21 protein-coding genes are annotated in these 25,646 nt (G+C 43.4%); 10 read left to right on the forward strand and 11 right to left on the reverse strand.

All coding sequences use genetic code 11. The features are described 5' to 3' along the window. From ACFQZS_RS00005 to ACFQZS_RS00020, 4 genes are all read left to right on the forward strand, one after another. On the forward strand, positions 1–204 hold a 204-nt coding region (locus ACFQZS_RS00005; protein ID WP_377095791.1), incomplete at its 5' end, for a hypothetical protein. 795 nt (positions 205–999) lie between these two features. Next, entirely contained in the window at positions 1,000–3,345 is a 2,346-nt protein-coding gene (locus ACFQZS_RS00010) for an outer membrane beta-barrel protein (protein WP_377095794.1), read from the forward strand. Between the two features lie 32 nt (positions 3,346–3,377). After that, positions 3,378–3,740, forward strand: a complete 363-nt coding sequence (locus ACFQZS_RS00015) for a BlaI/MecI/CopY family transcriptional regulator (protein WP_377095797.1) — start codon at positions 3,378–3,380, stop codon at positions 3,738–3,740. Beyond that, on the forward strand, positions 3,737–5,566 hold the full coding sequence (locus ACFQZS_RS00020) for a M56 family metallopeptidase (protein WP_377095800.1): 1,830 nt from the start codon (positions 3,737–3,739) through the stop codon (positions 5,564–5,566). Before ACFQZS_RS00015 ends, ACFQZS_RS00020 begins: the two co-directional genes overlap by 4 nt. A gap of 88 nt (positions 5,567–5,654) precedes the next feature. On the opposite strand, the gene ACFQZS_RS00025 is transcribed toward ACFQZS_RS00020, so the two are convergent. The 5 genes from ACFQZS_RS00025 to ACFQZS_RS00045 are packed head-to-tail and all read right to left on the reverse strand — an operon-like array spanning position 5,655 to position 9,131. Continuing rightward, positions 5,655–6,014 (reverse strand): helix-turn-helix domain-containing protein, encoded by a 360-nt coding sequence (locus ACFQZS_RS00025; protein WP_377095802.1) that lies wholly within the window; start codon positions 6,012–6,014, stop codon positions 5,655–5,657. Further along, on the reverse strand, positions 5,998–6,309 hold the full coding sequence (locus ACFQZS_RS00030; RefSeq protein ID WP_377095805.1) for a type II toxin-antitoxin system HigB family toxin: 312 nt from the start codon (positions 6,307–6,309) through the stop codon (positions 5,998–6,000). The genes ACFQZS_RS00025 and ACFQZS_RS00030 overlap by 17 nt, the downstream gene beginning before the upstream one ends. A gap of 51 nt (positions 6,310–6,360) precedes the next feature. Beyond that, positions 6,361–7,671, reverse strand: coding sequence for a paraquat-inducible protein A (locus ACFQZS_RS00035; protein ID WP_377095807.1), 1,311 nt, complete (start codon positions 7,669–7,671; stop codon positions 6,361–6,363). After that, positions 7,658–8,977 carry a paraquat-inducible protein A gene (locus ACFQZS_RS00040; protein WP_377095810.1) on the reverse strand — a complete coding sequence of 440 codons (1,320 nt, stop codon included), beginning with the start codon at positions 8,975–8,977 and terminating at the stop codon, positions 7,658–7,660. The genes ACFQZS_RS00035 and ACFQZS_RS00040 overlap by 14 nt, the downstream gene beginning before the upstream one ends. Before the next feature lie 22 nt (positions 8,978–8,999). Beyond that, entirely contained in the window at positions 9,000–9,131 is a 132-nt protein-coding gene (locus ACFQZS_RS00045) for a hypothetical protein (protein WP_377095812.1), read from the reverse strand. A gap of 364 nt (positions 9,132–9,495) precedes the next feature. On the opposite strand from ACFQZS_RS00045, the gene katG reads away from it, so the two are divergent. After that, positions 9,496–11,760, forward strand: coding sequence for a catalase/peroxidase HPI (katG, locus tag ACFQZS_RS00050; protein WP_377095814.1), 2,265 nt, complete (start codon positions 9,496–9,498; stop codon positions 11,758–11,760). 125 nt (positions 11,761–11,885) lie between these two features. On the opposite strand, the gene ACFQZS_RS00055 is transcribed toward katG, so the two are convergent. Beyond that, on the reverse strand, positions 11,886–12,275 hold the full coding sequence (locus tag ACFQZS_RS00055) for a hypothetical protein (protein WP_377095817.1): 390 nt from the start codon (positions 12,273–12,275) through the stop codon (positions 11,886–11,888). Continuing rightward, positions 12,272–12,880, reverse strand: a complete 609-nt coding sequence (locus ACFQZS_RS00060; protein WP_377095820.1) for a GNAT family N-acetyltransferase — start codon at positions 12,878–12,880, stop codon at positions 12,272–12,274. The genes ACFQZS_RS00055 and ACFQZS_RS00060 overlap by 4 nt, the downstream gene beginning before the upstream one ends. 106 nt (positions 12,881–12,986) lie before the next feature. On the opposite strand from ACFQZS_RS00060, the gene ACFQZS_RS00065 reads away from it, so the two are divergent. The 5 genes from ACFQZS_RS00065 (at position 12,987) to ACFQZS_RS00085 (ending at position 22,004) form a co-directional block, all read left to right on the forward strand. Continuing rightward, entirely contained in the window at positions 12,987–14,732 is a 1,746-nt protein-coding gene (locus tag ACFQZS_RS00065) for an ABC transporter ATP-binding protein (RefSeq protein ID WP_377095823.1), read from the forward strand. Continuing rightward, positions 14,716–16,494: an ABC transporter ATP-binding protein gene (locus ACFQZS_RS00070; protein ID WP_377095826.1), complete on the forward strand. Its 1,779-nt coding sequence runs from the start codon at positions 14,716–14,718 to the stop codon at positions 16,492–16,494. The genes ACFQZS_RS00065 and ACFQZS_RS00070 overlap by 17 nt, the downstream gene beginning before the upstream one ends. Positions 16,495–16,649: 155 nt before the next feature. After that, positions 16,650–17,096, forward strand: a complete 447-nt coding sequence (locus ACFQZS_RS00075) for a response regulator (RefSeq protein WP_377095829.1) — start codon at positions 16,650–16,652, stop codon at positions 17,094–17,096. A gap of 75 nt (positions 17,097–17,171) precedes the next feature. After that, positions 17,172–20,837, forward strand: a complete 3,666-nt coding sequence (locus tag ACFQZS_RS00080; protein WP_377095831.1) for a PKD domain-containing protein — start codon at positions 17,172–17,174, stop codon at positions 20,835–20,837. 156 nt (positions 20,838–20,993) lie between these two features. After that, entirely contained in the window at positions 20,994–22,004 is a 1,011-nt protein-coding gene (locus ACFQZS_RS00085; RefSeq protein ID WP_377095834.1) for a PorP/SprF family type IX secretion system membrane protein, read from the forward strand. A 416-nt stretch (positions 22,005–22,420) separates the two neighbouring features. On the opposite strand, the gene ACFQZS_RS00090 is transcribed toward ACFQZS_RS00085, so the two are convergent. The 4 genes from ACFQZS_RS00090 to ACFQZS_RS00105 are packed head-to-tail and all read right to left on the reverse strand — an operon-like array spanning position 22,421 to position 25,645. Further along, positions 22,421–23,233 carry a hypothetical protein gene (locus tag ACFQZS_RS00090; RefSeq protein ID WP_377095837.1) on the reverse strand — a complete coding sequence of 271 codons (813 nt, stop codon included), beginning with the start codon at positions 23,231–23,233 and terminating at the stop codon, positions 22,421–22,423. 2 nt (positions 23,234–23,235) lie between these two features. Next, on the reverse strand, positions 23,236–24,030 hold the full coding sequence (locus ACFQZS_RS00095) for a hypothetical protein (protein WP_377095840.1): 795 nt from the start codon (positions 24,028–24,030) through the stop codon (positions 23,236–23,238). Between the two features lie 2 nt (positions 24,031–24,032). Then, positions 24,033–24,842, reverse strand: a complete 810-nt coding sequence (locus ACFQZS_RS00100; RefSeq protein WP_377095843.1) for a hypothetical protein — start codon at positions 24,840–24,842, stop codon at positions 24,033–24,035. 2 nt (positions 24,843–24,844) lie between these two features. Beyond that, positions 24,845–25,645 (reverse strand): hypothetical protein, encoded by an 801-nt coding sequence (locus ACFQZS_RS00105; protein ID WP_377095846.1) that lies wholly within the window; start codon positions 25,643–25,645, stop codon positions 24,845–24,847. Position 25,646: the final 1 nt, after the last annotated feature.

The raw sequence follows: 25,646 nt of genomic DNA on the forward strand, positions 1-25,646 counted from the left end.
CAAAAAACCTATCGATATGGTAACCCTAAACAACCAAAAATAAACCGCTATTCTGTCATCGAATTACTAAACCCTTACAGCAAAGACGGGTGGGTGAGGTTCCATAAAAGCGGGCAATGGCCTGCCGAAAAACGCGGGCCATGGGTAATGGCCCTGAGCGGGGAAGAATTTTTTCGGCTTGATGTTTGGTTACTTTGCATCTAAGGTAAAGTAACAGCCTCCGCGGCAAATGAGCGGGGCAAGCCAATAGCGTTGGCTAACCGAGCGATAAGCCACGCGCCCGGAACTAGCCAATTAATCAGTAACCCCGCACTTCCGGTCGCTTTGGGATTACTTCGTGCCTCACAATTACGGGTGGGTGAGATTGGCTTGAAAAGCGTTCGAAAAGACTTTTTCCCCTCGCTTCGAAAAGATTTCTCTTTCGCCCCGCCGCGCAATCCCCGCCCTCGCTCTATCGAAATGACAAATTTTTATTATATGTCATCCCGACCTAAGGAGGGATCTATACACATGTTGGTCCGGCGGCTTGGCTTGTGTATAGATTTTTCTTTCGCCCCGCCGCGCAATCCCGCCCTTGCTCTATCGAAATGACAATTTTTATTATTTTGTCATCCCGACCTAAGGAGGGATCTATACATGTTGGTCCGGCGGCTTGGCTTGTGTATAGATTTCTCTTTCGCCCCGCCGCGCAATCCCGCCCTTGCGCTATCGAAATGACAATTTTATTATTATGTCATCCCGACCTAAGGAGGGATCTATACACATGTTGGTCCGGCGGCTTGGGTTGTGTATAGATTTCTCTATAGCCCCGCCGCGCAATCCCCGCTCTTGCTCTATCGAAATGACAATTTGTTAAATAGGGTTTGGTTGTAAAATTTATTTACTCATAATCAATTACTTATAAATTATTAATCAATTAGTACTAATACTATAGTACTAATACTAATTAATTAGTATTATGTTTGTGTAACGAATTTTTAAACCTGAGTATCCGTTAGTATGAGAACCTTTATAACCACCTTATTACTATTTTCCGTTTGCACCTTAAGGGCGCAGCAAAGCTTTAAATTAACCGGCAGCATTACAGACGGCGGGGGCGGCGGTTTGCCTTATGCAACGGTGGGCATCAGCAGCGGCGGACAGCAAACCGCGGTGCTAAGCAACGAGGCGGGTTCTTATTCGTTGCCCTTAAAAACGGGCAGGTACCTGGTAAAAGTAAGCCTGGTAGGGTACACAACCTATCAGGATTCGGTTACCATTAGCGGCGATAAGATTTTGAATATAAGATTAGAAAAAGATGCCAAAACACTGGCAGAAGTTAACGTGGTAGCCGCGAAGCCCATTATTGAGCAAAAGATTGACCGCCTCACCTTTAACGTTGCCAACAGCGTGTTTAACAGGGGCTTTAGCGCTATGGAAGTGTTGAGCCAGGCACCCAGGGTAGAGGTATCGCCGGATGGGCAGTTATCATTAATAGGCAAAAGCACCCTTGCGGTAATGATTGACGGGCGCATTATATCCGGCGATGCGGTAAAAGACCGTTTGGCGGCTATCCGGTCAGACAATATCGCCAGCATTGAGGTGATCACGATGCCGCCGGCAAAATACAGCGCGCAGGGTAATTCGGGTTTGCTCAACATCGCGCTTAAAAAAAATCCGAACCTGGGCTGGCTGTTCAGCTTTAACACGGGGTATCAGCAGCGCACATTCGCGGCGGGTTCGCAGTCGGTAACGGTAAACTACAAAAGCAGCAAGCTGGATGTAAACTTTAATACCAATGGCTTTATTGAAAAGCGCCGGTTTAAAACCGACCTGCAATTTGAGCAGGCTGCTATAAAGTGGGATAATGATAATGTGAGGGACCCATTCGGCAAAAACGTATCGGTCAACACTTCGCTTAATTATAAGCTCACAAAAAAGATGAACGTAGGTTTCCTGGGAGATATCACCACGCAGAAAGTAAAGGAGGATGGTGTAACCAGCAGCGTTTTTCAAACCATTGGTCGCACTGCTGCCGACTCTGCCGCCTCGGCCATAATCAATAATGCTATGCGCTACACCACCAAATCGGCCACTGCTTATTATGATTTTATGATTGATTCGCTGGGCAAAAAGCTAACCGTTAACGGCAGTTACTTTGTAAGGAACAACGGCAGCGATGTTTTTACCAATAACCAGATAAACAGCAAAAACCCACGACAGGAGCTTTTTACCAATACAGATGATACCCGCTACCAGGGCAGCTCGGTTAATTTAGATCTGGAGCTGCCTTACAAGTTCGCCAAAATTGAGACGGGCGGGGCGCTGGCCTATGTAAACAACCATTCGCTCATCAACGCTACCGGCAAGGGTATCCCTATTGGCGTAAACGACTTTTTGTATAAAGAGAATACCGCGGCGCTGTATGTTTCGGGCAGTAAAAAGCTGGGTAAAAGCTGGTCGGCCAAGGCGGGTTTGCGTTATGAGCGCACGGGCATCAACAGCGAGTTGGTTAATACCGGTTTGGGTAATAGTACGGCTATAAATAACCTGTTTCCGAGTTTGTTTTTATCCTATACCCCTAAAAATAATTCCATTACTATTGCTTATTCCAAACGTATTCAACGGCCATCATTCAGCCTATTAAATCCTTTCAGAAGCTACGTTAACAGTTATACTTACCGCACAGGTAACCCTTATTTGCTGCCTGCTTTTAGTGATAATGTAGAGCTTACGCATATTTACAAAAACAACTTAACTACAACGCTTTCGGGCACGGTGCTTAATGGGGGATTTGGCAGCATAACTACTTTCAAACAGGGCGAGGCACTGACAGAATCAAAGCCTTTTAACTATATAAAGACTTACTCGGGTAATTTATACGTCGCTTACACTTTTTCGTATAAATGGCTAAACAGCTACAATAGTTTCAGCTTGACGTATAATCGCTCAGTTGCTAATAAGAATGTGGTTGTTCTGCCTGATGTGAATGGCTTTACTGCCAACTATTCCATCCGCAACACTCTTACGCTGAACAGCAAAAAAACAACCTTTGCAGTGGTAAATTATCAGTATGGTTTTCCGGGCACTTCGGGGTTTTTTACACTGCAAAGCAGAAGCAATTTGGAGGCGGGGGTGAGGTTTCAGTCGCATAATGGTATGTTTATGTATAACCTGGTGGTGTCTGATATATTGCGTACCGGTGCCAACCGTACCGCCATGCAGTATAATGGTGCCAGGCAAACCACCCATATATATAACGACCTGCGGTATTTAAATTTTTCTGTAACCTACAGCTTTGGTAATGCCAAGGCGCGGGCCAATACCAAGTATATAGATGGCGGTAACAAAAACCGTACGCTTTAAAAAATTATATATTTAAATAATAACTTAGTACAATGCAAAAGCTGGCTAAACGCGAAGAACAAATAATGCAGGTTTTCTGGAACCTGAAAAGAGCTTTTATAAAAGAAGTGCTGCCCGAGCTGCCTGACCCTAAGCCGCATTATAACTCGGTATCAACCATGATAAAGGTGTTGGAGGATAAGGGCTTTTTAGCGCATGATGTGGTGGGTAATATCTTTCAATACTTCCCTATGGTATCAAAAGAAGATTATCAGAAACATGCCATGAAGGATGTGGTGAGCCAGTATTTTGATAACTCGTATGCCAACATGTTGGCGTTTTTTGCCAAAGAGCAAAAAATGACCGAAGAGGAATTGAATGACATTATTAACCTGATTAAAGCGGGAAAAAAATGATGAGCTATATTTTAAGCGTTGCGGCTATAATTGGTATCAGCTTGTTGTTTTACAGGATGTTTTTAGACAGGGAAACGTTTTTCAGGCTGAACAGACTGGTTTTGTTGAGCTGCCTTATAATGGCGTTTATCGTACCGCTGGTACATGTGCCCGCTAAATTTTCTTTCAGGAGTGCTGTGCCGGTCGCATTGGATAATGTAGTTGAAACGCCTGTAATTACCCAACCGGAAAAACGTTTGGTTATGCAGCCAACGGAAGAGGTGAATTACATTAAAACGGTAACTCCGCCATCGCCAATAACAATTGGTGGGGTTGTTGCCGGCGCGATAAAATATATCCCATTTATTTACTGGGGAGGTATTGCCATTATGGGTACCAATTTGCTGTTGCAGATATTTGTATTGTTATACCGCTCTCGTAAAAGCCGGATAGTTAGGGATGGCGTATGCCGTATTGTTGAGGTTGATGATGACCGGGCGCCCTGTTCTTTCGGCAATAACATTTATATCAACCCCGGAAAATACGATGTTAAAACCTACAGCAAAATATTAGCGCACGAGAAGATCCATGTTATACAGGCACATAGCGTTGACCTGTTATTGGCCGAGGCCATGCTTATTTTTCAGTGGTTCAACCCATTGGCCTGGATCTATCGCAAAGACATAGAGCGTAACCTTGAATACCTTACGGATGATTCTGTACTGAAGGGTAATAATTTTGAGCCGTCTGATTATCAGTTGAGCTTGCTAAAGGTATCGGTGCCGCACATGGCTTTAAATATTACCACCAATTACAGCCAGTCTATGTTGAAAAAACGCATTCTGATGATGAATGCCAGGCGCTCAAACATTAATAGCATGTGGAAGTATATGACACTTGTTTTGCTGATGGGGGTGTTGGTTTGTAACATAAACCAGCCGCTTGCGGCAATCGCTGCTAATAATGTTCCGTTTAGCTTTAATAAAAATACTGATGCTAAAAATGCTGATGTAGCTGTACATGAACAAGCACCCGCCGCATTACCACCTGCTGCGTCACCATCGCCTGAAAACAATAACAATGAGCCGGTAAAAATAGCTGGTGGTTTAACGCCGCCACCTCCCGCGTTAGATGCCGACACGTCCAACCGGCTTAAATTCAGCAACACCAAAGGCAGGATAGAGATATTTTATGAGCGAGGCACCTATAAAATGCCCTTTCCGGATGATATTGTAGTGGCCGATGCTGCATTTGTCAACGCCATCAGCGGTTTAGGGTATAGCTCGTTAAGTCCAAGCCAAATGGACTCGCTAAAAACAGCCGGGGTTACACCGCAATTTGCTAAGGATATAGCGGCATTGGGTTATACTGATCTGCCTTATAAGATACTTTGCATGTTAAAATTAGCCGGGGTTACGCCGGAGTACATAAAAAGTTTTTCTGATCTGGGATACGGTCACCTGATGATCTCAAAGCTGATATCGTTTAAGTTTTCAAACATAGAAGCGGCGTATATAAAAAGTATGCAGCGTGTAGGCTTAACTATTCCGTTAGAATTGGTTACCATGGCCAAATTAAGAAACCTTACGCCCGAGTACGTTCAAGGTTTTAAAGACCTGGGATATACCAACATCACATATGATAGAATTTCTATGTGGAAGTTGCAGGGCATACATGCCGATTATATCCGGGGTTTTAATAAAATAGGATATAACAACATCCCTGAATCGGAGGTGTCCTTCCTTAAAATCAGTAAGCTAACGCCTGAATATATAACAGCTATGAAGGATAAGGGAGTTGTTTACGCTGATTTGAAAAGGTATACGTTTGGAAGGGATCGGAATTAATATATTAGTCGATTAATTTGTAAGCTGTATTTCTGCTGCCACCAGCTTCTTCCTATGGGGATAGTTTTATAGGCAGGCTTGACAAGCTTTAATAAGCCTGTATCAATACCTCTGCAGGTATATGTAATATCTGGTTAAGTTTTCTGATCATGGCCAGACTTAACTTTCTTTTGCCGGAAAGTATCTCTGATTTTCTGGAGCGGTTACCCAGGATACTACTCAATTCAGTTTCTGACATATTCAATTGATCAAGCCTGAATTTAATTGCATCCAAAGGGTTTGGATTTGGTATAGCGTGGTGCACGTTTTCATATTCTTTAATCAAAATACTCAGTATCTCCAACTCATCAGAAGCTGATGTGCCTTCCTTTACGTCATTTTGCATGAGTTGGTAAACCTGCATCAACGCTTCATTATATTGCTCTTCGTTTTTAATTAGTTTTAACATAACTTACTGTTTTAGCGTCAACCCTATCATATTCTTTATGCGTACCAAACCATACTATAAAAACAATTTTTAATCGGTATTCAATATCTACAATAAGGCGGTAACTATTACCGTGGATATTGAAAACAACGCGTTTGTTGTTAAGTATAGATACATTGCGATATTGATCCTTTAGTTCATTATGATTACTCCAATTTACTATAGAAACCTCCTCGTACCAACTAAACAAAGCCTGATCGGCTTGATGATACCTTTCGGAATAAAATTTTAAGGTTTTGGTAGCTATTACACGCATGCTTCACAAACATACAGAATTGTTACCAATATGGTAACAAATTTAGATAAATTATTTTAACTTATCATGCGGAGATACCCTTTTCAAAACATACGAGAGCAGCGCGCCAAAAAACACATATCCTACAAAAATAAAGTAGCCGGGTTGCAACGATGTACCATTATCCGTTATCATGGTTAATGATGGGGTGTGGATGTTAAGACTGGAAAGCTGCCCTTTTATAATGCCGTTTAAACCAATGTAGGTCATTAACACGCCTACAATCATCACATCGGCCATGTCCCATTTGCCCAGCTCAAAAGTCAAGTAACGTATTACGGGGTGGCGGGCTATTTTTTTGGTGCTTAATACATAAATGCCTTTGGCTATTAACCGTAGCAGGGGCAGTATCAACACAAATAACATAATAAGCGCCCCCACAACAGTAGCATCGGGTTTGCCTTGCCGCATTAGTGTGCTAACTATACCAACAATGCTTTTGCTTTGGTAAAACAACACCTGGTTCTGGAAAGTTATGTTTTCGCCCAAAATTAACAGGTCCAATGATTGCACGCGGGCATCAACTTCAATAACGGGCTGCAGGCTGCCCACTGCCAGCAGCACAAATGCAAAAAGCAGCGAAAAAATAAACAGAGGTGTTTGCAGTTCAACATGCCTGCGCATAGACAACCACAATAGCAGCGCTGCAACAACGCATCCTAACAATATGCAAACGTATTTAATCAGCTCGGCCTTTAAATGCGCCAGGCGCGCCTTTATCTCATCGTTAAAGCTGGTGGGGTTATCTACCTTATATTTTTTATAAACGTATTTGGTCACCTCGTAATTGGCTACGCGGGTGCTATCATAAGTTTGAGTTATTAGTTGCTTAAACTTACTGCCGGCTATATCTTTTAACCTGTCCTCGCTTCGCTGGCTGCTTATTTTGGCAACAATGGTATTGGTAAATGGCCTAACCTGCGCTTGCAATTCGGCGGAGTCTACCAATATATTGAACGCCAATTTTTTAAGCTTGCCGCCGACGCTCTTTTGCGGTTTTTTGATCTCGCGTACCGTTTGGGCAATTAAACCGTGCAGTTGGGCCGATATAGCCTGGCGCATATCTGTACGCTGCTTAGGCGTTATATGATATTCCTCAATTTTGCCGTCCATTAGTTTAGCAATTCTGTCGCTCCACTCATCAACAGAAAAAAGGCCGAATGTAACACTGTTAGATAAGCTGTAATCCTCTTTAACCTGCACGCGTTCATCAGATATAAGATGCAATTTATACCCACAGTAAACCGCACCGGCCAGTAATACGCTTAAGCCGGTAAGCAGAACGATGTTTAAAACGGTATATTTTAATTTAGCAGTTGGCATCGTTAGGTGTTATATATTTAAGGATGGTTGACAGGATCAACCCGTACAGCACAAAACTTATAAATATGATGTAACCCGGCTGCAAGGCCGTGTTGTTGGTGGTTATAATAGTAAGATCCTGGCTTTTAACATTCAGAAAAGCTAACTGGCTCTCCAATAATCCGTTCAGGCCGATATAGGTCATCAGCACAGCAATAACAATAACATCGGCCATGCTCCATTTGCCCGATTGAAAGGCGAAGTATTTTACGATCCTGTTCTCGGCTATGCTGCGCCTGCTTAGTAAGTGTATACCGGTTGAGGATAATTTTAATACCGGGAACAAAATGCTGAAACACAGTATCAGTATGCCAACGGCAATGGCATCAACCGCCGGTTGCTCTATCAGTACCTTTACTACGCCCAGAATGCTCTTGCTTTCGTAAAATAGTACCTGGTCCTTAAACTCTACCTGTTCACCCAGCAGCACAAAGTCGAAGGTTTTTATGCGGCAATCCACCTCTATCATAGACGCGCTTAAACCCACGCCCAGCAGTATGAAAGCAAAAAGTAGTGATAATATAAACAGGGCACCATGCAGATCTGTACGGCTCCTGAAAAACCACCAGCAGCACAGCACAATTATAATACAGCCCAACATACCAAAGCAATAACGGTACATATCTGTATGAATGTTTTTAAGCTGACTGTCTAATTTAGCGTTTAAAGTGGGGGTTGAATTTACATTGTACTTTTTGTACATGCCGTGAAACAGCACATCGCGCGCACGTAAAGCGCTATCTATTGTATCGCCTTTCAATACCTCGGCAAAACCGCCCATGGCCATTTCGCTCAGCTTCGCTTTTTGGTTGGGGTTATCGGCTTTAGCTATAATTTTGCGAGCCAGCTGGGGCACCTGGGCGCGTACTTTATCTGTTTTTACAAAGGTTTTAACTACCAGCTTGCGTATTTTGCCTATCAGGCTTGTGGGCTTTTGCTCCACCATGCGTTCGGCCTTGGCAATTAATGCATACAAAACCTCTTCAACTTCGGTTTGCATTAACTTTTTTTGCTTTTTGTCAAATTTAAGGTTGCGCAGCTGTTTGTTTACAATGCGGGCAACATCATCGCGCCATTGGTCAAGCGAGAGCAGGCCGTAGTTGATGCTATTAACCTCAGAGTAGTCGGCTTTAATGGTTTCCTGCTGCGCGGATAGTGCGCGCAGGCGATACCCAAAATAGCCTTCGGCACCGAGTAATAGCATAAGCCCGAAGATAAGTATTAGCTTATCGACTGAAAAGAAGCCGGTTTTAGATTTTGTGGTCAAGGTTTAAAGCAAAAAATACCGATTAAGCAGCAAGTTTTTGACCTTGCGCTTGTTTCGCGCGGAACGCTTTTAAGTCTTTTTTCAATATAGCTTTTAATTCAATGTCTAAAGCTTTCATTAATACGTCGGTTGAGGTAACAGTTACTTTTTTCATGATATGATAGTTTTACATTAGTTCGGTTAGCTAATTGTAAATATCGTGCCATGGGTTTTTATGCTGATGACAAGCGGGTGACATTATAAAAGTGTAGGTTTTTGTGTACAATTATAGGCGGGTATCTGTATGGATATACGTTGAATTAGCAGTGTTTTGAAGATTTAAAAAGAGCTGCGGTTACTCACCCGGGCGTATCGGTATAGCGATGGGTTTTAAACCCATCGCTATGATAATAACCATCTATAGCTTTTCCCTATCTGATATAGAATTAATTGATTTTGATTTAATGGCCAACCCATCTATCTTTATAAAAAGCACGTAACCGGTGCTTTACATCCGATAAAACCTGATAAAATATTTTATGGAAAACGAATCAAACGACATCAGCAAATGCCCTTTCCACAATGGCAGCATGAAACAAAATGTAGCCGGCGGCGGCACCAAAAATCAGGACTGGTGGCCCAAACATTTAAAAGTTAGCATTCTGCGCCAGCATTCTTCAAAGTCAGACCCAATGGGCGGCGATTTTGATTATGCCGAAGCTTTCAATAGCCTTGATCTGGAAGCTGTTAAAAAGGACTTACACGTTTTAATGACCGACTCGCAGGATTGGTGGCCGGCAGATTTTGGCCATTACGGTGGTTTGTTCATCCGCATGGCCTGGCACAGTGCGGGCACTTACCGTGTGTTTGATGGCCGTGGCGGGGCAGGGGCAGGGCAGCAGCGCTTTGCACCGTTAAATAGTTGGCCGGATAATGTGAGTTTAGATAAAGCCCGTCGTTTGCTTTGGCCCATAAAACAAAAATATGGTCGTAATATTTCATGGGCCGATCTGATGATATTGACGGGCAACATAGCTTTGGAGTCAATGGGTTTTAAAACCTTTGGCTTTGCAGGCGGTCGCGCCGATGTTTGGGAACCCGATCAGGATGTTTACTGGGGCGCAGAAACTACGTGGCTGGGCGGCGATAAACGTTACGCGCACGGATCGGAAGGTGTACCCGGACGCGGTGTGTTATCATCTGATGATGATGCCGATGGCGATATCCACTCGCGCAATTTAGAGAAACCCTTAGCTGCTGTGCAAATGGGTTTGATCTACGTAAACCCCGAAGGCCCGGATGGCAATCCTGACCCGGTTATGGCTGCAAAAGATATTCGCGATACTTTCGGCCGCATGGCTATGGATGATGAGGAAACAGTAGCATTAATAGCAGGCGGACACACCTTTGGTAAAACGCATGGCGCGGCATCATCTGATAACGTTGGTAAAGAACCTGAAGCGGCCGACCTGGCCATGCAGGGTTTTGGCTGGCATAACAAATACGGCAGCGGCAGCGGCCCTGATGCCATTACAAGCGGACTGGAGGTAACCTGGACTACCACCCCCACCAAATGGAGCAATAACTTTTTTGAGAACCTTTTAGGCTTTGAGTGGCAATTGAGCAAAAGCCCGGCTGGTGCGCAGCAATGGGTAGCTAAAAACGCGGACGCTATTATACCGGATGCGTTTGATAGCTCGAAAAAGCGTTTGCCTACGATGTTGACTACGGATTTAGCGCTGCGCTTTGATCCGGCGTACGAAAAAATATCACGCAGGTTTTTAGAAAACCCTGATCAGTTTGCTGATGCCTTTGCGCGTGCATGGTTCAAGCTTACGCACCGTGATATGGGGCCGAAGGAACGTTATTTAGGTCCGGATGTGCCGCAGGAAGAACTGCTTTGGCAAGATCCAATACCGGCGGTAGATCATGAATTGATAAATGATGCTGATATTGCTACATTGAAAGGCAGAATATTGGCTTCAGGATTGAGCGTTGCCGAATTGGTATCAACGGCCTGGGCATCGGCATCAACCTTCCGCGGGTCTGATAAGCGTGGCGGTGCAAATGGTGGTCGCATTCGTTTGGCGCCGCAAAGATACTGGCAGGCTAACAACTCAACGCAACTGCAAAAAGTACTGGATGTTTTAGAACAAATTCAGCAGGACTTTAACGCCGGTGGTAAAAAAGTATCCATAGCTGATCTGATTGTTTTGGCAGGTTGTGCGGCTGTAGAAAAGGCTGCTCAAGATGCCGGCAAAAATGTTACCGTTCCATTTACTCCGGGTCGTATGGATGCTTCTCAGGAAAAGACCGATGTGGAATCATTTGGTTACCTGGAGCCGATAGCTGATGGTTTCCGTAATTACCGCAGGTCAAAATCGTCTGTATCAACTGAGGAGTTGCTGATAGACAAGGCGCATTTGCTTACGCTAACCGCGCCGGAGTTGACGGTATTGATAGGTGGCTTACGCGTGCTGGGCAATAATTACGATGGCTCCAAGCACGGCGTGTTTACCAATCGCCCCGGAACTTTAACCAACGACTTTTTTGTGAACCTACTGGATATGGGCACCGCCTGGAAAGCCGCATCGCAAGACAGGGAAGTTTACGAAGGCAGTGACCGCGCTACCGGTGCCATAAAATGGACCGGCACCCGCGCCGACCTGGTATTCGGTTCCAACTCTGAGCTCCGCGCCGTTGCCGAAGTTTACGGCAGTGCAGACGCGCACGACAAATTTATAAACGATTTTGTTGCCGCGTGGAGTAAAGTGATGAATTTGGATAGGTTTGATCTGAAGTAGTAGATACAGGGGCATTACCCTCTCATTTTTGTCATTGCGAGGTACGAAGCAATCGCTAACGGTGCATAGTCCGCTTTTCTCCGTGCGATTGCTTCGTACCTCGCAATGACATATTGTCTTTTGCTTTATTCATCATTCAGTAAATGGATTTGATTGATTACCTGCATTGCAATTTCAGGTGTTAAATCTCCGTTTATTTCCGGGTCTGTCAATCCCGCGACTAAGTCGAATAATTCCTCATTATCGAAATCAACATGCTCGGCAAGTGTTAACACATCCATTATGTAATAAACATGGTTTTCTTCTATACCGCCATCTAAATAAGCTTTACAAAGAAGAGCTATATCACTACCACTTACTTTTAAAGTTGCGTCTTCAGTGATGTAAATAGGCACGCTACTACCTTTCTTTTTAAGAAGTGTTACGTAGTCTATAACTTCTTTTTCAATACTCTTCCGTAAAACGCCTATTACAATGTTATTTGAAAATAGGTCCTTTAATTGACTTAATTTCATTTATCACTAATTTTACCCCTCAACCTCTCCTTCACCCCACCAAACCACTCATTCTTTAAAATACTCAATAATATAGAATCGCGGCGACCGCCTTCGCGTAAAATGCCGTGACTGCGTACGGTCCCTTCAACCACACAGCCAATACTTTTCATAGCGGCAATACTAACCTGGTTACGGGCATCAGCGCGGAAACCAACCCGGTCTGCGTTCATGGTTTCAAATGCAAATTGCAGCAGAAGGAATTTGCAATGCTTGTTCATGCCCGTTCCGCGGAAATCTTTTCCATACCACGTATAACCCAGCTCAAGCGCGCCGTTTTCTGTTTGAATATCATAAAAGCGGGTACTACCGGCATAGGCGTTCGCGGTTTTGTCAAATACAATAAAGGGATATTCTACGCCCTTATCACGCGCCTGCAAGGCATCTTTAATGTAATCCTTTAGTAGCTGTTCGCTTCCAGCGGTTTTGCTTGAATACCGCCATGTTTCCGGTTCGTTTACTGCAAACGATAAAAGGTTGCCAAAATCATCAACCTGCAATGGGCGTAACAACACCCGCTCATCCTCTAATATAATTTCTTGCTGTGGGTTAAAATTCAACGACATAATTTTTTGTGATAGATCTTAAAATATTATCGGCTGCTGATCGTCTGTAATCTTAATCAAAAATATACATAAGCTTTAGTATTTTTGCACGCTCATAAAAAACCGTATGTCTGTAAAACCCAATGCTAATACACCAAAACCGCCCGGTATAGGCAGTTTACTTAAGCCGTATAGCGGTTTGGTAACAATGCTTATTGTATTGGCGCTGCTAAGCAACGGCATTAACTTGTTTTTGCCGCGAATAATTGCCGATGGAATAGACGCGTATACCCATAAAGCTTTCGACATAAAAGCCATAATAACGGAGTTCAGCGTAGCGGTTGTATTGGTTTTTATCTTTGGATACCTGCAAAGTGTTATCCAAACCTATGCTTCGGAGCGCGTTGCCCGCGATCTGCGTACCCGGCTGGCCGATAAGATCTCGCGCCAGAGCCATGCTTTTATTGAACAAGCCAATCCATCCAAATTATTGACCAACTTAACTGCCGATGCTGATTCTATAAAGCTGTTTATTTCGCAAGCCATTGTATCCATCGTATCATCATTAGTGATAATAATAGGCGCGAGCGCGCTGATGTTGAGCATTAACTGGCGGCTGGCGTTGACGGTAATAGCCATTATCCCTATTATAGGCGGAACGTTTTTCTACGTGTTAAAAAAGGTGCGGGTGCTGTTTATTCAAAGTCGCGAAGTGATTGACTGGCTGAACAGGATCATCAACGAAAGCATTTTAGGTTCGGCGCTGATACGTGTTATCAACTCGCAAAACCTGGAATCGATGAAGTTTTTAGAGGCTAACAGCAAGGCCCGGGATTTTGGTTTAGCCATACTTAAAATGTTTGCGGGACTGATACCGGTAATTTCATTTACAGCCAATCTTTCTATGCTTACCATATTGGCGCTGGGTGGGCATTACGTAATAAACGGAACCATGACGCTGGGCGAATTTTCGGCATTTAACAGCTATCTTATTATGTTGATCTTCCCGATACTGGTTATAGGGTTTATGAGCAACATTATTGCGCAGGCTACGGCATCATTCCAAAGGCTTAATGCCATTTTGAACGCGCCAGATACTGAAGAAAAAGGAACAGATACAACACCGATCAAGGGTAATATCGAACTAAAGCATGTTAGCGTACTTTATGGACAGAAACCCGCACTCAAGGATGTATCAATAGCGGTAGATGCCGGATCAAAAACAGCCATAATAGGCCCAACCGCCGCAGGTAAAACGCAACTGCTTTACCTGCTTACCGGGTTAATAAACCCAACAGAAGGTTCGGTTGAGTTTGATGGGAAAAGCATAGCCAATTATAATAGCGAGGCATTTCACAGGCAGGTGGGTTTTGTGTTTCAGGATAGCATTATCTTTAATATGAGCATTCGCGAGAACATCGCGTTTAGCGATACCGTAACCGACGAATCATTACAAAAAGCGATAGAAACCGCCGAACTGAGTGATTTTATAAATGGTTTGCCTGATAAGCTGAATACCATTGTTTCTGAGCGGGGATCAAGCCTTTCGGGCGGACAAAAACAACGGATAATGCTGGCACGGGCGCTGGCTGTAAACCCAAAGGTTTTATTGCTGGATGATTTTACCGCCCGTGTCGATACAGGCACAGAGCAGAAGATATTGGCTAACGTTCAGCTTAATTACCCGGGCACTACACTGATATCCGTAACACAAAAAATTGCTGCCATTGAACATTATGATAAAATTGTAGTGCTGATGGATGGCGAAGTAGTGGCCGAAGGAACACACGATGAACTAATGAGCATGAGCCCTGAATACGTACAGATTTTTAATTCGCAACAAAGCACCAGCAACTATGAATTACGATCTTAACGAGTTATCAAAAGGGCAGCAAAAAACGTCAACGCTTGCCGGTTTAGGAAAACTGTTTCAGTTAATAGCGCACGAAAGAAGGAACTTGCTGCTGGCACTTTGCGCCATATTGGTTACCTCAACTATTAACCTAACCGGGCCTTTTGTTGTGGGCCATACTATTGATCAGTACATCGCCCCGCACAATGGCGCGGTAGTTGCTAACCCATATCACGGCGTGCTGGTAAATTGTGGCATACTGCTTTGCCTGTATTTTGTTTCGCTGGTTACCAGCTATCTGCAAACGCGGTTGATGGGAGGGGTAGGGCAGCGTATGTTGTTTACGCTGCGTAACGCGGTGTTCAATAAACTGCAGCAATTGCCGGTAGCCTTTTTTAACCAAAACAAAGCCGGCGACCTGATATCGCGGATAAATAACGATACCGATAAGTTAAACCAGTTCTTTTCGCAGTCGCTGATGCAATTTATAGGCAGCATTGCTACTATGCTTGGAGCAGGTATATTCCTGATAGCCATTAATGTAAAATTGGGCGCGGCTGCGCTTGCACCCGGCTTGTTGATATTGTTTTTTACCATGATCGTATCGCCGTGGGTAAAACGCACCAATGCCAAAAGCTTGAAAAGCGTAGGCGGCATGAGTGCCGAGATACAGGAAAGCCTGCACAATTTTAAAGTGATCATAGCCTTTAACCGCCGTGATTATTTTAGAAAAAGGTTTGATGTTGCCAATAAAGAAAACTATAGAACCGCTATAGGTGCCGGCCTGGCCAATAATATATTTATGCCGGTATACACGCTGTTTGCAAGCATAGCGCAACTGGCTGTTTTAACTTTTGGCATTTACCTGATAAGCGAGGGCGAGTTCACTATTGGTTTGCTGGTAAGTTATTTTTCGTACACCACTAACTTTTATAACCCTTTAAGACAATTGGCTACGCTTTGGGCCAACTTTCAGACGGCCATGGCGGCCTGGGACAGGATATCGCAGATATTGGCAATGGAAACAGACCTTGCTACGGTAAGTGCCGGTGAAAAGGAAGCATCTGATGCCTTGCTGGAGTTCAAAAATGTGCATTTTGGCTATGGCGATAACAAGATATTGCATAACATAAGTTTTAAACTTGAACAGGGTAAAACTTACGCGCTGGTTGGCCCAACAGGTGGTGGTAAAACCACAACGGCATCGTTAATTGCCCGTTTATATGATCCGCAAAGCGGCACGGTTTTGCTTTGCGGTAAAGATATAAGGAGTTACAATGCTGCAGATCGGTCTAAAAAAATAGGCTTTATTTTACAGGAGCCATTTTTATTTACCGGTACCGTGCGCGAGAATATATTGTACGGAAATGAGCTTTACGCGGGCTACACTGATGAGCAGTTGGAGCAGGCAATTAAACAAGCCAATCTGGGTAATTTACTGGCCATGTTTGATGACGGATTGGAAACTAAAGTATTATCAAGCGGAAACAGTATTAGCTTAGGGCAGAAACAGCTGATAGCCTTTATGAGGGCCGTGTTGCGCAATCCGGATCTGCTGATATTAGATGAGGCAACGGCCAATATTGATACCATTACCGAAAAATTGTTAAGCGAAATACTCAATAATTTGCCACAGCATACCACGCGCGTAATAATTGCCCACCGGTTAAATACAATAGAAAATGCTGATGAGATATTTTTTGTGAACTCGGGTGAGGTTGTTAGGGCAGGGTCTTTTAACGATGCTATGAATTTGCTGTTAAAAGGCAAACGGGTTAGTTAACAACCTTTGGAGAAAAGGATGGCGATGGAGGGTTGCCAGCCTCCAAATACTGACTTTCTGTGCAGAATCTGAACAAAAAGCAGGTTAATACGCTTTAAAACGTGTTTATTTAATTTTTTTAGATGTATAATTACCGTACGCTTTATAATTAATTTATGGCAGTTGGAGTATTATACGTAGATGATGAGGTTAATAACCTTAACAGTTTTAAAGCAGCCTTCAGGCATGATTTCGACGTATTTACGGCGATATCGGCTAAAGAGGGCCGTAAAATATTAGACGCTACCGAAATTGGCGTAATTATAACAGATCACCGTATGCCTGTTATGACGGGCATCGAGTTTCTTGAATCGATAATACAGGCTTACCCCGATACCATAAGGATTTTACTTACCGGCTTTGCCGACATAAACGCGGTTATGGATGCCATTAACCGTGGCCACGTTTATAAATACCTGGTAAAACCATGGCAAAATGATGAGTTGAAAATGTACATTATAAACGCCATTGAGATATACAAGTTGCGCCGCGAGAACAAGGACCTTGCAGCAAAACTCCGCCTTGCCCACGCAGAAATTGAAACCCTTAAAAAGTTAATGTAACAGTATTGTTATTGTGTTTTGTAAGTATGTATATTAGAGGGACTATTTTTTAAACCGCCTAATTAATTTACGTACTTGATAAACGCCAGGACATTATATTGTGCTGCTTTAGTTTTATTGCTGTTTTTTTGGCGCGCGGATGCGTTTGCCCAGGGAACCAGCAATAAGGGTACAGAATTTTGGACGCTGTATATGGATCATATTAAGCCACCCACGGCAACTAATGGCCCCAGCAGCATGATCCTGTATATTACTTCCGATTTGTCGACTTCCGGCACAGTCGAAATTGCCGATGGATCATTTAACGCAATAACTTTTAGTGTAACTGCCAATGCGGTAACGATGGTTAATATACCTACAAGCGCCTTTGTGGGTAGCCAGGGTAAGTTTTCAAAAGGCATCCACATAAAATCGTTAAAGCCTGTAGCTGTTTACGCGCATATTTATGCGTCGTCAGTTTCGGGTGCTACCTTATTGCTGCCCGTTAGCGCAATGGGTAAGGATTACATGTCCATCAATTATAAACAGTTATCTAACTCCAACACTCCCAATCAACCTAATAATAATGATGGGCCGTCCTATTCTACATTTGCTGTTATAGCAACTGAAGATAACACAGCTGTTGAGATAACACCATCCGAACAACTTTTAAATGGCGCAGCCAAAGGCGTAACTTTCACGGTTAACCTGCAAAAGGGAGAACTATATCAAGCTTTAGCAGATAACGACCTCACAGGTACCAAGATAAAATCGGTAAGTACAGCCGCGGGCACTTGTAAAAAAATAGCGGTTTTTTCGGGTAGCACTAAAATTGGTATCGGATGTCCGCCTGCTGCTAATTCTCCCGCAGGTTACACAAGTCTTACCTCCGACAATTTATTTCAACAGATTTATGCTACGTCAACATGGGGCAAAAATTATATTACCGCACCATTAAAGTCTCGCCCTTACGATATCTACCGTGTTATACTAAGCGATCCCACAACGCAGGTAACCGTCAACGGTGCAGCTATTGCGGCTAATCAGTTTGTAAATGGTTTGTATTATGAATTTCAGTCAACCACTACCAATATAATATCGGCCAACAAACCTGTGCAGGTGGTGCAATATTCAGCCAGCCAGGGCGAGGGACCTAATTGCACAAAGGTAAATGCCGATGTGGGCGACCCTGAAATGATCTATTTAAGCCCTATTGAACAGGGATTAAGCAAGGTTACGCTTTATTCAAGCGGGTATTTCGACATATTAAATAGCTATATTAATGTGGTGTTACCAACAAGCGCGGTATCCTCATTCACGGTTGATGGAAATCCGTATAGCGGCTTTACACCTGTGGCCGGCAAGCCTGAATATTCTTACGCGCAGATAACGGTGTCATCCGGGCCGGCTAACAGTCGCCCCGGTTCAGTAACATCAGGAACCCATACGCTAAAGGCCGACGAAACCTTTACCGCAATTGCCTACGGTTTTGGGCAGAGAGAATCATATGGCTATGCTGCCGGTACCAATCAGCTGGATCTGAATACCCACCTGGTTTTTGAGGACCCTGCAGATAATACCAAAAGCCTTGTTACGGCCTGTAGCGGGCAGTCGTACAAGTTGCAGTTAACCCTGCCTTACGCAACAACCCGCATAAGCTGGGATATTGGCGACGGTACCGCGCCGCTTGTACAGCCTAACCCGGTACCAAAATCTACTACCTTAGTGGCCGGAGTTACATTATACAATTATGAGTATCCTGGTACGGTTACTTATCCGCCGGGTAATCATACCGCTACAGCAACGGTGTTTAATCCGGTTATTGACGAGTGCGGATCTGACCAGGAAGTACAGTTTTATTTTACAGTTAACAGTCAGCCGGTAAGTACCATACAGGTTGCCGCGAGTAGTTGTTTGGGCGATGTTGTGCAGTTTAAAGATGCATCTGTTATTGCCGATGGAGGTGCGGCCCAAAAATGGTTATGGGATTTTGGGGACGGCACCACTTTTTCAACCGAGCAGAGCCCCACACACCTTTATGCCGCCGCCGGCGACTACAAGGTTACTTTAACGGTTACAGATGCCAATGGCTGTAGTACAATTTCGCCCGAAACGACTGTGCATATTAAAAAATTACCGGTTGCCTCTTTTAACGCCACAGCATCTGATTGTGTAAACAGTAATGTATTATTGACCAATAACTCAACGGCACCCGAGGGCAACATCGTAAAATGGACCTGGAATTTTGGAGACGGAACGCCTGCTGAGGACAAAACAACAGCGGCGACATTCAGTCATGTTTTTACGGCTGTAGGCACTTATACTGTTAAACTGATAGTTACTACTGATATGGGCTGTATAAGCGCGGTTTTTCAAAAAGATATCACCATTCATCCCGTTCCGGTTGTTGATTTTATTTTACCCGATGCCTGTATTGATGATGTGGCCAAGTTTACAGACCTGAGCACCATTGATGACCATACCGAATCAGAATTTACTTACGCATGGAACTTTGGTGATGTCAATGCAACTGCCGCCAATAACATATCCAACCAAAAGAACGCGCAGCATAAATACAGCGCCCCGGGTAACTACACGGTTTTGCTTACAGTAACTTCTAAATACGGCTGTAAAAGCACAAAGCAAATGCAGTTTAAGGTGAACGGCGCAAACCCTATCGCTAAATTTTCTGTACAAAACGCTAATAACTGCAGTGGTAGCGAAGTTAGTTTTAAAGATGAATCAATTGTGCCTGGTGGTTTTGCCAGTAACATAGTTAAACTTGTCTGGTTTTTTGACTATGACAATCATCCCGATTTGTCGCAAACTTTTACTGCGGCCGATATGCATTCCGATAAAATATACACGCATAAGTACGCGCTGTTCAACACCCCCGCAACAAAAATATATCATGTTAAATTGATAGCTTATTCTGGTGAGAGCCAAAGCTGTACAGCTGTTTATGATAATAGCGACGTAATTGTTAATGCTAACCCCATTATAACGCTATTATATAATAATGTAGCCATCACAACTGATATCTCGCCGCTATGCCAGGATAACGGTGTTGTTGAGATAAAAGAGAACAAAGGAATCTACGCCGGCACAGGTGTTTTTAGCGGTACGGGTATAACAGCAGATGGCTCTTTTAACCCGGCAGTATCCGGGGCCGGTACTTTTACCATTAGCTACACCTTTACCGCGAGCGCAACAGGTTGCACCTACACTACAAGTTTCAAAATTACAGTTAACCCCGTGCCGGTTATACAGGATGATGAACAATACGTAATGCTGGAGGGGCAAAAAATATTGTTAAAACCTACGGTAAAAATAAGTTCGGGCACGCTAAAGTATAGCTGGCTCCCTGCCGCTACGCTTGATCAGGCTGATATTGAAAAGCCTTATGCTAACCCCGTTGAAAGCACAACCTACACATTAACTGTAACGTCTGATAAGGGTTGCCCGGCAGTTAAAAATATTTACGTAAAGGTGTTAAAGGCCCCGCTTATACCCAATGCTTTTACGCCCAACAGTGATGGTATAAATGATCTGTGGGATATAAAATATCTTAATATGTACCCCAATGTAACAGTTGAAATATTTAGCAGAAACGGCGAGAAAGTATATTTTTCAAAGGGATACGCTTCTCCGTGGGATGGAACATCGCGCGGTGCAATGTTACCTGTTGGTACTTATTATTATATTATTAACCCCGGGAGTGGGCGAAAAACGGCTACGGGATACGTTAGTATTATTAAGTAGTGAATTTTTTTATAGTTTATTTATACAACAGATAAATAGAGAAAAAGCTATATTCGTCGATAATTGTTCTGAAATGAAACCGGTAAAAGGTTAAATTAACCGCCGAAAACTTAAACCTTCATTTTAAAGCAATTAAGCTAAGGGTGGTATTCTTTAATGAAAAAACTTCTACTATTCATTTTAATTATCAGTGTGCGCTCTGCAATGGCGCAACAACTGCCACAATTTACCCAGTACGTATTCAATAACTATCTGCTAAACCCGGCTGTAACGGGTATAGAAAATTATACTGATGTTAAGTTAGGCCATCGCAACCAATGGGTTGGTTTAGAGGGGGCCCCGGTTACAAGTTACCTATCAGTTAACGCGCCGCTTGGCCGCAATTTTATACAAGGCGACGCCACGGGTTTTGCTGCTCAAAATGGCATCAATCCTTCAAGCAGATTATTTACGCAAAACTACCAGGCGGCCGAGCCGCATCACGGCATAGGTGCCATGGTTATGACCGATAAGGCCGGGCCCATAACGCAAACCAATGTTAATGTCACATACGCTTACCACCTGGGCTTAACCAGCCGCATGAACCTGTCAGTAGGGGTTATGGCCGGGATGAACCGCATGACCTTGAATACCCAGGATATAACGCTTACCGACCCTAATGACCCTGCCATAACCAACGGAGCAAACAACAGCCAGTGGAAGCCCGATATTGGCGCAGGCGTGTGGTTATATTCGTCTAACTATTTTGTGGGTTTATCGGCGCGGCAGTTGCTTCCGCAAAATTATTATTTCGGTACCTCGCGCACTACGGGCAGCCCTACTGTTCCGCACTTTTATTTAACGGCAGGTGTTAAATTGTTCATGACGGATGAGATCACCTTTATGCCATCGGTATTGGTAAAAAGAACCAGCCCTGTACCGCTTACTTATGATGTTAACGGCAAGTTCAATTTTCAGGATAAATTTTGGTTAGGCGCGTCCTACCGCCATAAAGATGCCGTAGCTGTTTTAGCCGGGTTTAATCTTAGCTCGCTTATTAATGTGGGTTATAGTTATGATATCACCACATCAGCCCTTAATACTGTAAGCCGTGGCACGCACGAGATAGTTCTCGGGCTTATGTTAAACAACAGCTATAAAGTTACCTCTCCGCAGCACGGGTTTTAGGTGTAGCCGTATACGGTTATCCACTATTAAAAAAGCGTATACACCTTTATTTTAATTTTCTGACTATCAGATAAATATAAAATACACAGTTTTAAAAAGACACCAAAAAGGCGCTGTATTCCTGATAGTTGTATACACTTGATTGAGCTTTTTTAGCGGTTTTTGCACCCTAGTCCAATTCGAAAGATTGGTTACCATCAAAACTCCTTCCCTGGGGAAGGGCGGGGTGGGCTGTGAAATGGCGGGTAGGGGTTTTGCGCAAACATAAAATGTCCTGTTTACCCCTTCCTCCTCCTTCCCAAAGGAAGGAAACGCACTGCTCACCACTTTTTTTGAATCTTTAGAACACGATTATTTGCACCCCATCCCGGTATTCTAAATGATGCCGGAAGCATACTTATTTCCTAATTTACAGCCTATTTAGCCAGCGTATATTCTCCCCAAAAATTGGTTGGCGTTGCCAGGCTCCAGTTTCGTGGTGTGGGTTCGCCAAGCACATAGTCCTTTCCGTCGGCGCCTCTGTAAGTTAAAAATTTATCCCTGATAGATTTCAGATCTGATCCGCCGAAGGCATAACCATTGATTTGGATATTATAATTTATACTTTTTGGCGTTGCGTTACCTACTACCAACTTTAGGGGAACGGCCAATTCAAAATTATAATATAAATTTTCGTCGAATACAGCCGTTGCCAATATGCCTTCGGCGTTGTAAAGCGATATCATATCACTGATAACTCCTTTTAACCCCGATGTGCCTATAAATTTAAATCCGTCTTTAATTTTCTTATTAAGGCCGTTTTTTAAAGTGTCCAGTCGCATGTTTACGTCAACCCCATCGCTTTTAATTTCTTTTGATTTATATAACATCAGGTAAAGGCGTGGCTTTCCGTTTTCATAAACCGGGAAGGTTACAACAGCACTATTTTTGTCTTTTTTATTACCATCTGTATTCATTGTTAAGGCCAATCCGCGCGAAACGATCTTGTCAATAATATCTATATCAGTAGCCTGTATGGTTAGATACAGGTAGTCTTTATTGTTGGCTATGGTATAGTAAATTTCCGTTTCTTTATTATAAGCTTGTAGCTTATCACCCCATTCTGTCAACCTTCCATCCACTTTAACATTAGCAGGGGCCACTAAGCTTGCCTGTTGCACATCAGGTAATTTTTGCGCATTAGCGACAAAGCAACATCCCATCAAAAAAATAAAAGTCAACGTTCTCATAATTATTTCGCTAAAGTGTATTCGCCCCAAAAATCTGTGGTAGCGGTTGAGTTGTTGGTTGAATTTTCAAACCCCTCAATATTACGCAACTGTGCTGCAGTTAAACCGCCGGGAGTATTGTTTGAAATACTTTTAACTACATTCATAATCCCTTTAAATGAATACCGGTTAGGTTCGGCATTAACCATAAGGTGATAGGAAAACTTTGAGGCATTTACTACCGACAGGTTCAGCAGCGAGAGATCAATGGCCATTTCAAGCGTGTATTTTCTTTTAATGTCTACGCCATGAGCTACCGTTATCCCACGGTCATTGTAAACAGATATCAGGCTATCTACACCTGTTATTCCGCTGGTGTAGATCCATTTAGCCTTAGTAAGCGCTTTATTGTCCTCCCTCATTGCTGCATCCGCATCAGCATTTGCCTGGCCTTTAGGTGGTATCATTATATGGCTTTTTACCATATAAGGAAATTTGATGACCGGCGCCCCGGCGTCGTTTTTCTCACCGGTTTTTTGTACAGCCAGCTTTATGCCGCCATTGGCAATGTTGGTTATCACTGTCCAGCTTGTGGCCTGTACAACCAGGTATAGGTTTTTATCGTCATTAGCCACAGAATAATTAATTTCGGTAGCCGCGTTGTACGCTTGTAAAGTTTTACCCCACTCGTCGGGCCTACCGTCAATTTTTATATTATTGGGGACACGCAAACTAACCTGCTGCACATTGGGCAGCTTTTGCGCCTGGGCGTTTACAACGACAAGGCCGGCGAAGAAAAATAGGAGTAGCTTTTTCATAATTATTTAGCTAAAGTGTATTCGCCCCAAAAATCTGTTGACGATGCCAGGCTCCAGGAGCGGGGTGACGAGTCTTCCATCCGGTAATTTTGGCCATCGCGGCCTACCCAAATCACAAACCTGCCGCTATCCTTCAGGTCAGAGCCACCAAAAGCATGACCGTTTAGTTTTATATTATAGGCCAGCGTTTTAAGTGTTGTACCGCCGCCAAGTAACTTTAGCGGAACGGCCAGCTCAAAATTGTAAACCAACTTATCGTCCAGCATGGCCGCGGCAGATATGCCTTCAGTATTATAAACGGATATCATATCCTCCGCTATATCCTTTAGTCCCGATGTGCCTATAAATTTAAACCCGGCTTTTATTTTGTTGTTAGATGTATTTATTAAGCTATCCCAACGCGATGCATAATTTGCGGCATCTCTCTTTATTTCGGTAGCTGTTTCTAACGTAACAAAGGGATAGTTTTTACCTTTTTCGTAAAAGGGGAAAGTGATAACAGCACCATTCTTGTCTTTCTTATTGCCGCTTTTATTAATGGTAAAGGCTAACCCGCCTACTATTATTTTTTTAATTATCTGAGCATCGGTAGCTTTAACAGTCAGATATAAAAAGTCGTGATTGTTGGCTATGGTATAGTAAACTTCGGTACCATTGTTATACGCCTGTGGTATATCGCCCCATTCTGTCGGCTTTCCATCAACTTTAATATTGGCAGGGGCGCGTAAACTTACCTGCTGCACATTGGGCAGCTTTTGCGCATGTGCGTGCAGGCAAATAGCCAGTAAAAACATCAATGCTAATATTCTCATAGTTATTTAGCCAAAGTATATTCGCCCCAAAAGTCGGTAGATGCATTAAATCGGCCATCTGCAACCCGCAGGTTTTCTAACGCCCGGTCACTGTCTTCTCTGGTTAAAGAAAATACCTGGCTGTTGCGTTCGAAAACATTTTTTATATAATCCATATAAACCGCCATTGAGTATTTGTTAGGTTCGGCATTTGCAATGATGTGATAGCTGAATTTGGAAGCATTTTCAACAGACAATCCAAAAAGCGAGAGATCAACAGCCATCTCCAGAGTGTATTTCATGTCACTATTAAAATAGCCGGCAGCGGCTACGCCACGGTCATTGTAAACCGAAAGCAAGCTATCCACCCCGTTAAGTCCGTTTGTATATATCCACTTAGCGTTTGTAGTTAATTGTTTATTATACTTCGCTACTATGGTATCCGCAGCACCATTAAAGTCTCTGGGGTTTATCGGTAACCGTTTCGCTTTTTCCAGATATGGATATTTAATGAACGGGGCCCCTGTATCGTTTCTACCTCCATTTTTTTGTATCGCTAATCTAATTCCCCCGTTTGCAATGTTGGTTATAAGCCCGCCGCTTACCTGTACAACCAAATAAAGCTTTTTATCATCATTTGCTATTGTATAATTAATTTCTGTTGGCGGATTATATGCCTGTAGTTTACCCCATTCCGTTGTTTTGCCATCAATTTTAATGTCATCAGGCGCGCGTAAACTTATCTGTTGCGTAGTGGGTAGCTTTTGCGCATAGGTGTTAAACACAGTTATTACGGTTACTAAGAGCAGCGCTATCTTTTTCATT

This window comes from Mucilaginibacter calamicampi (assembly GCF_042676765.1).
Classification (GTDB): domain Bacteria; phylum Bacteroidota; class Bacteroidia; order Sphingobacteriales; family Sphingobacteriaceae; genus Mucilaginibacter; species Mucilaginibacter calamicampi.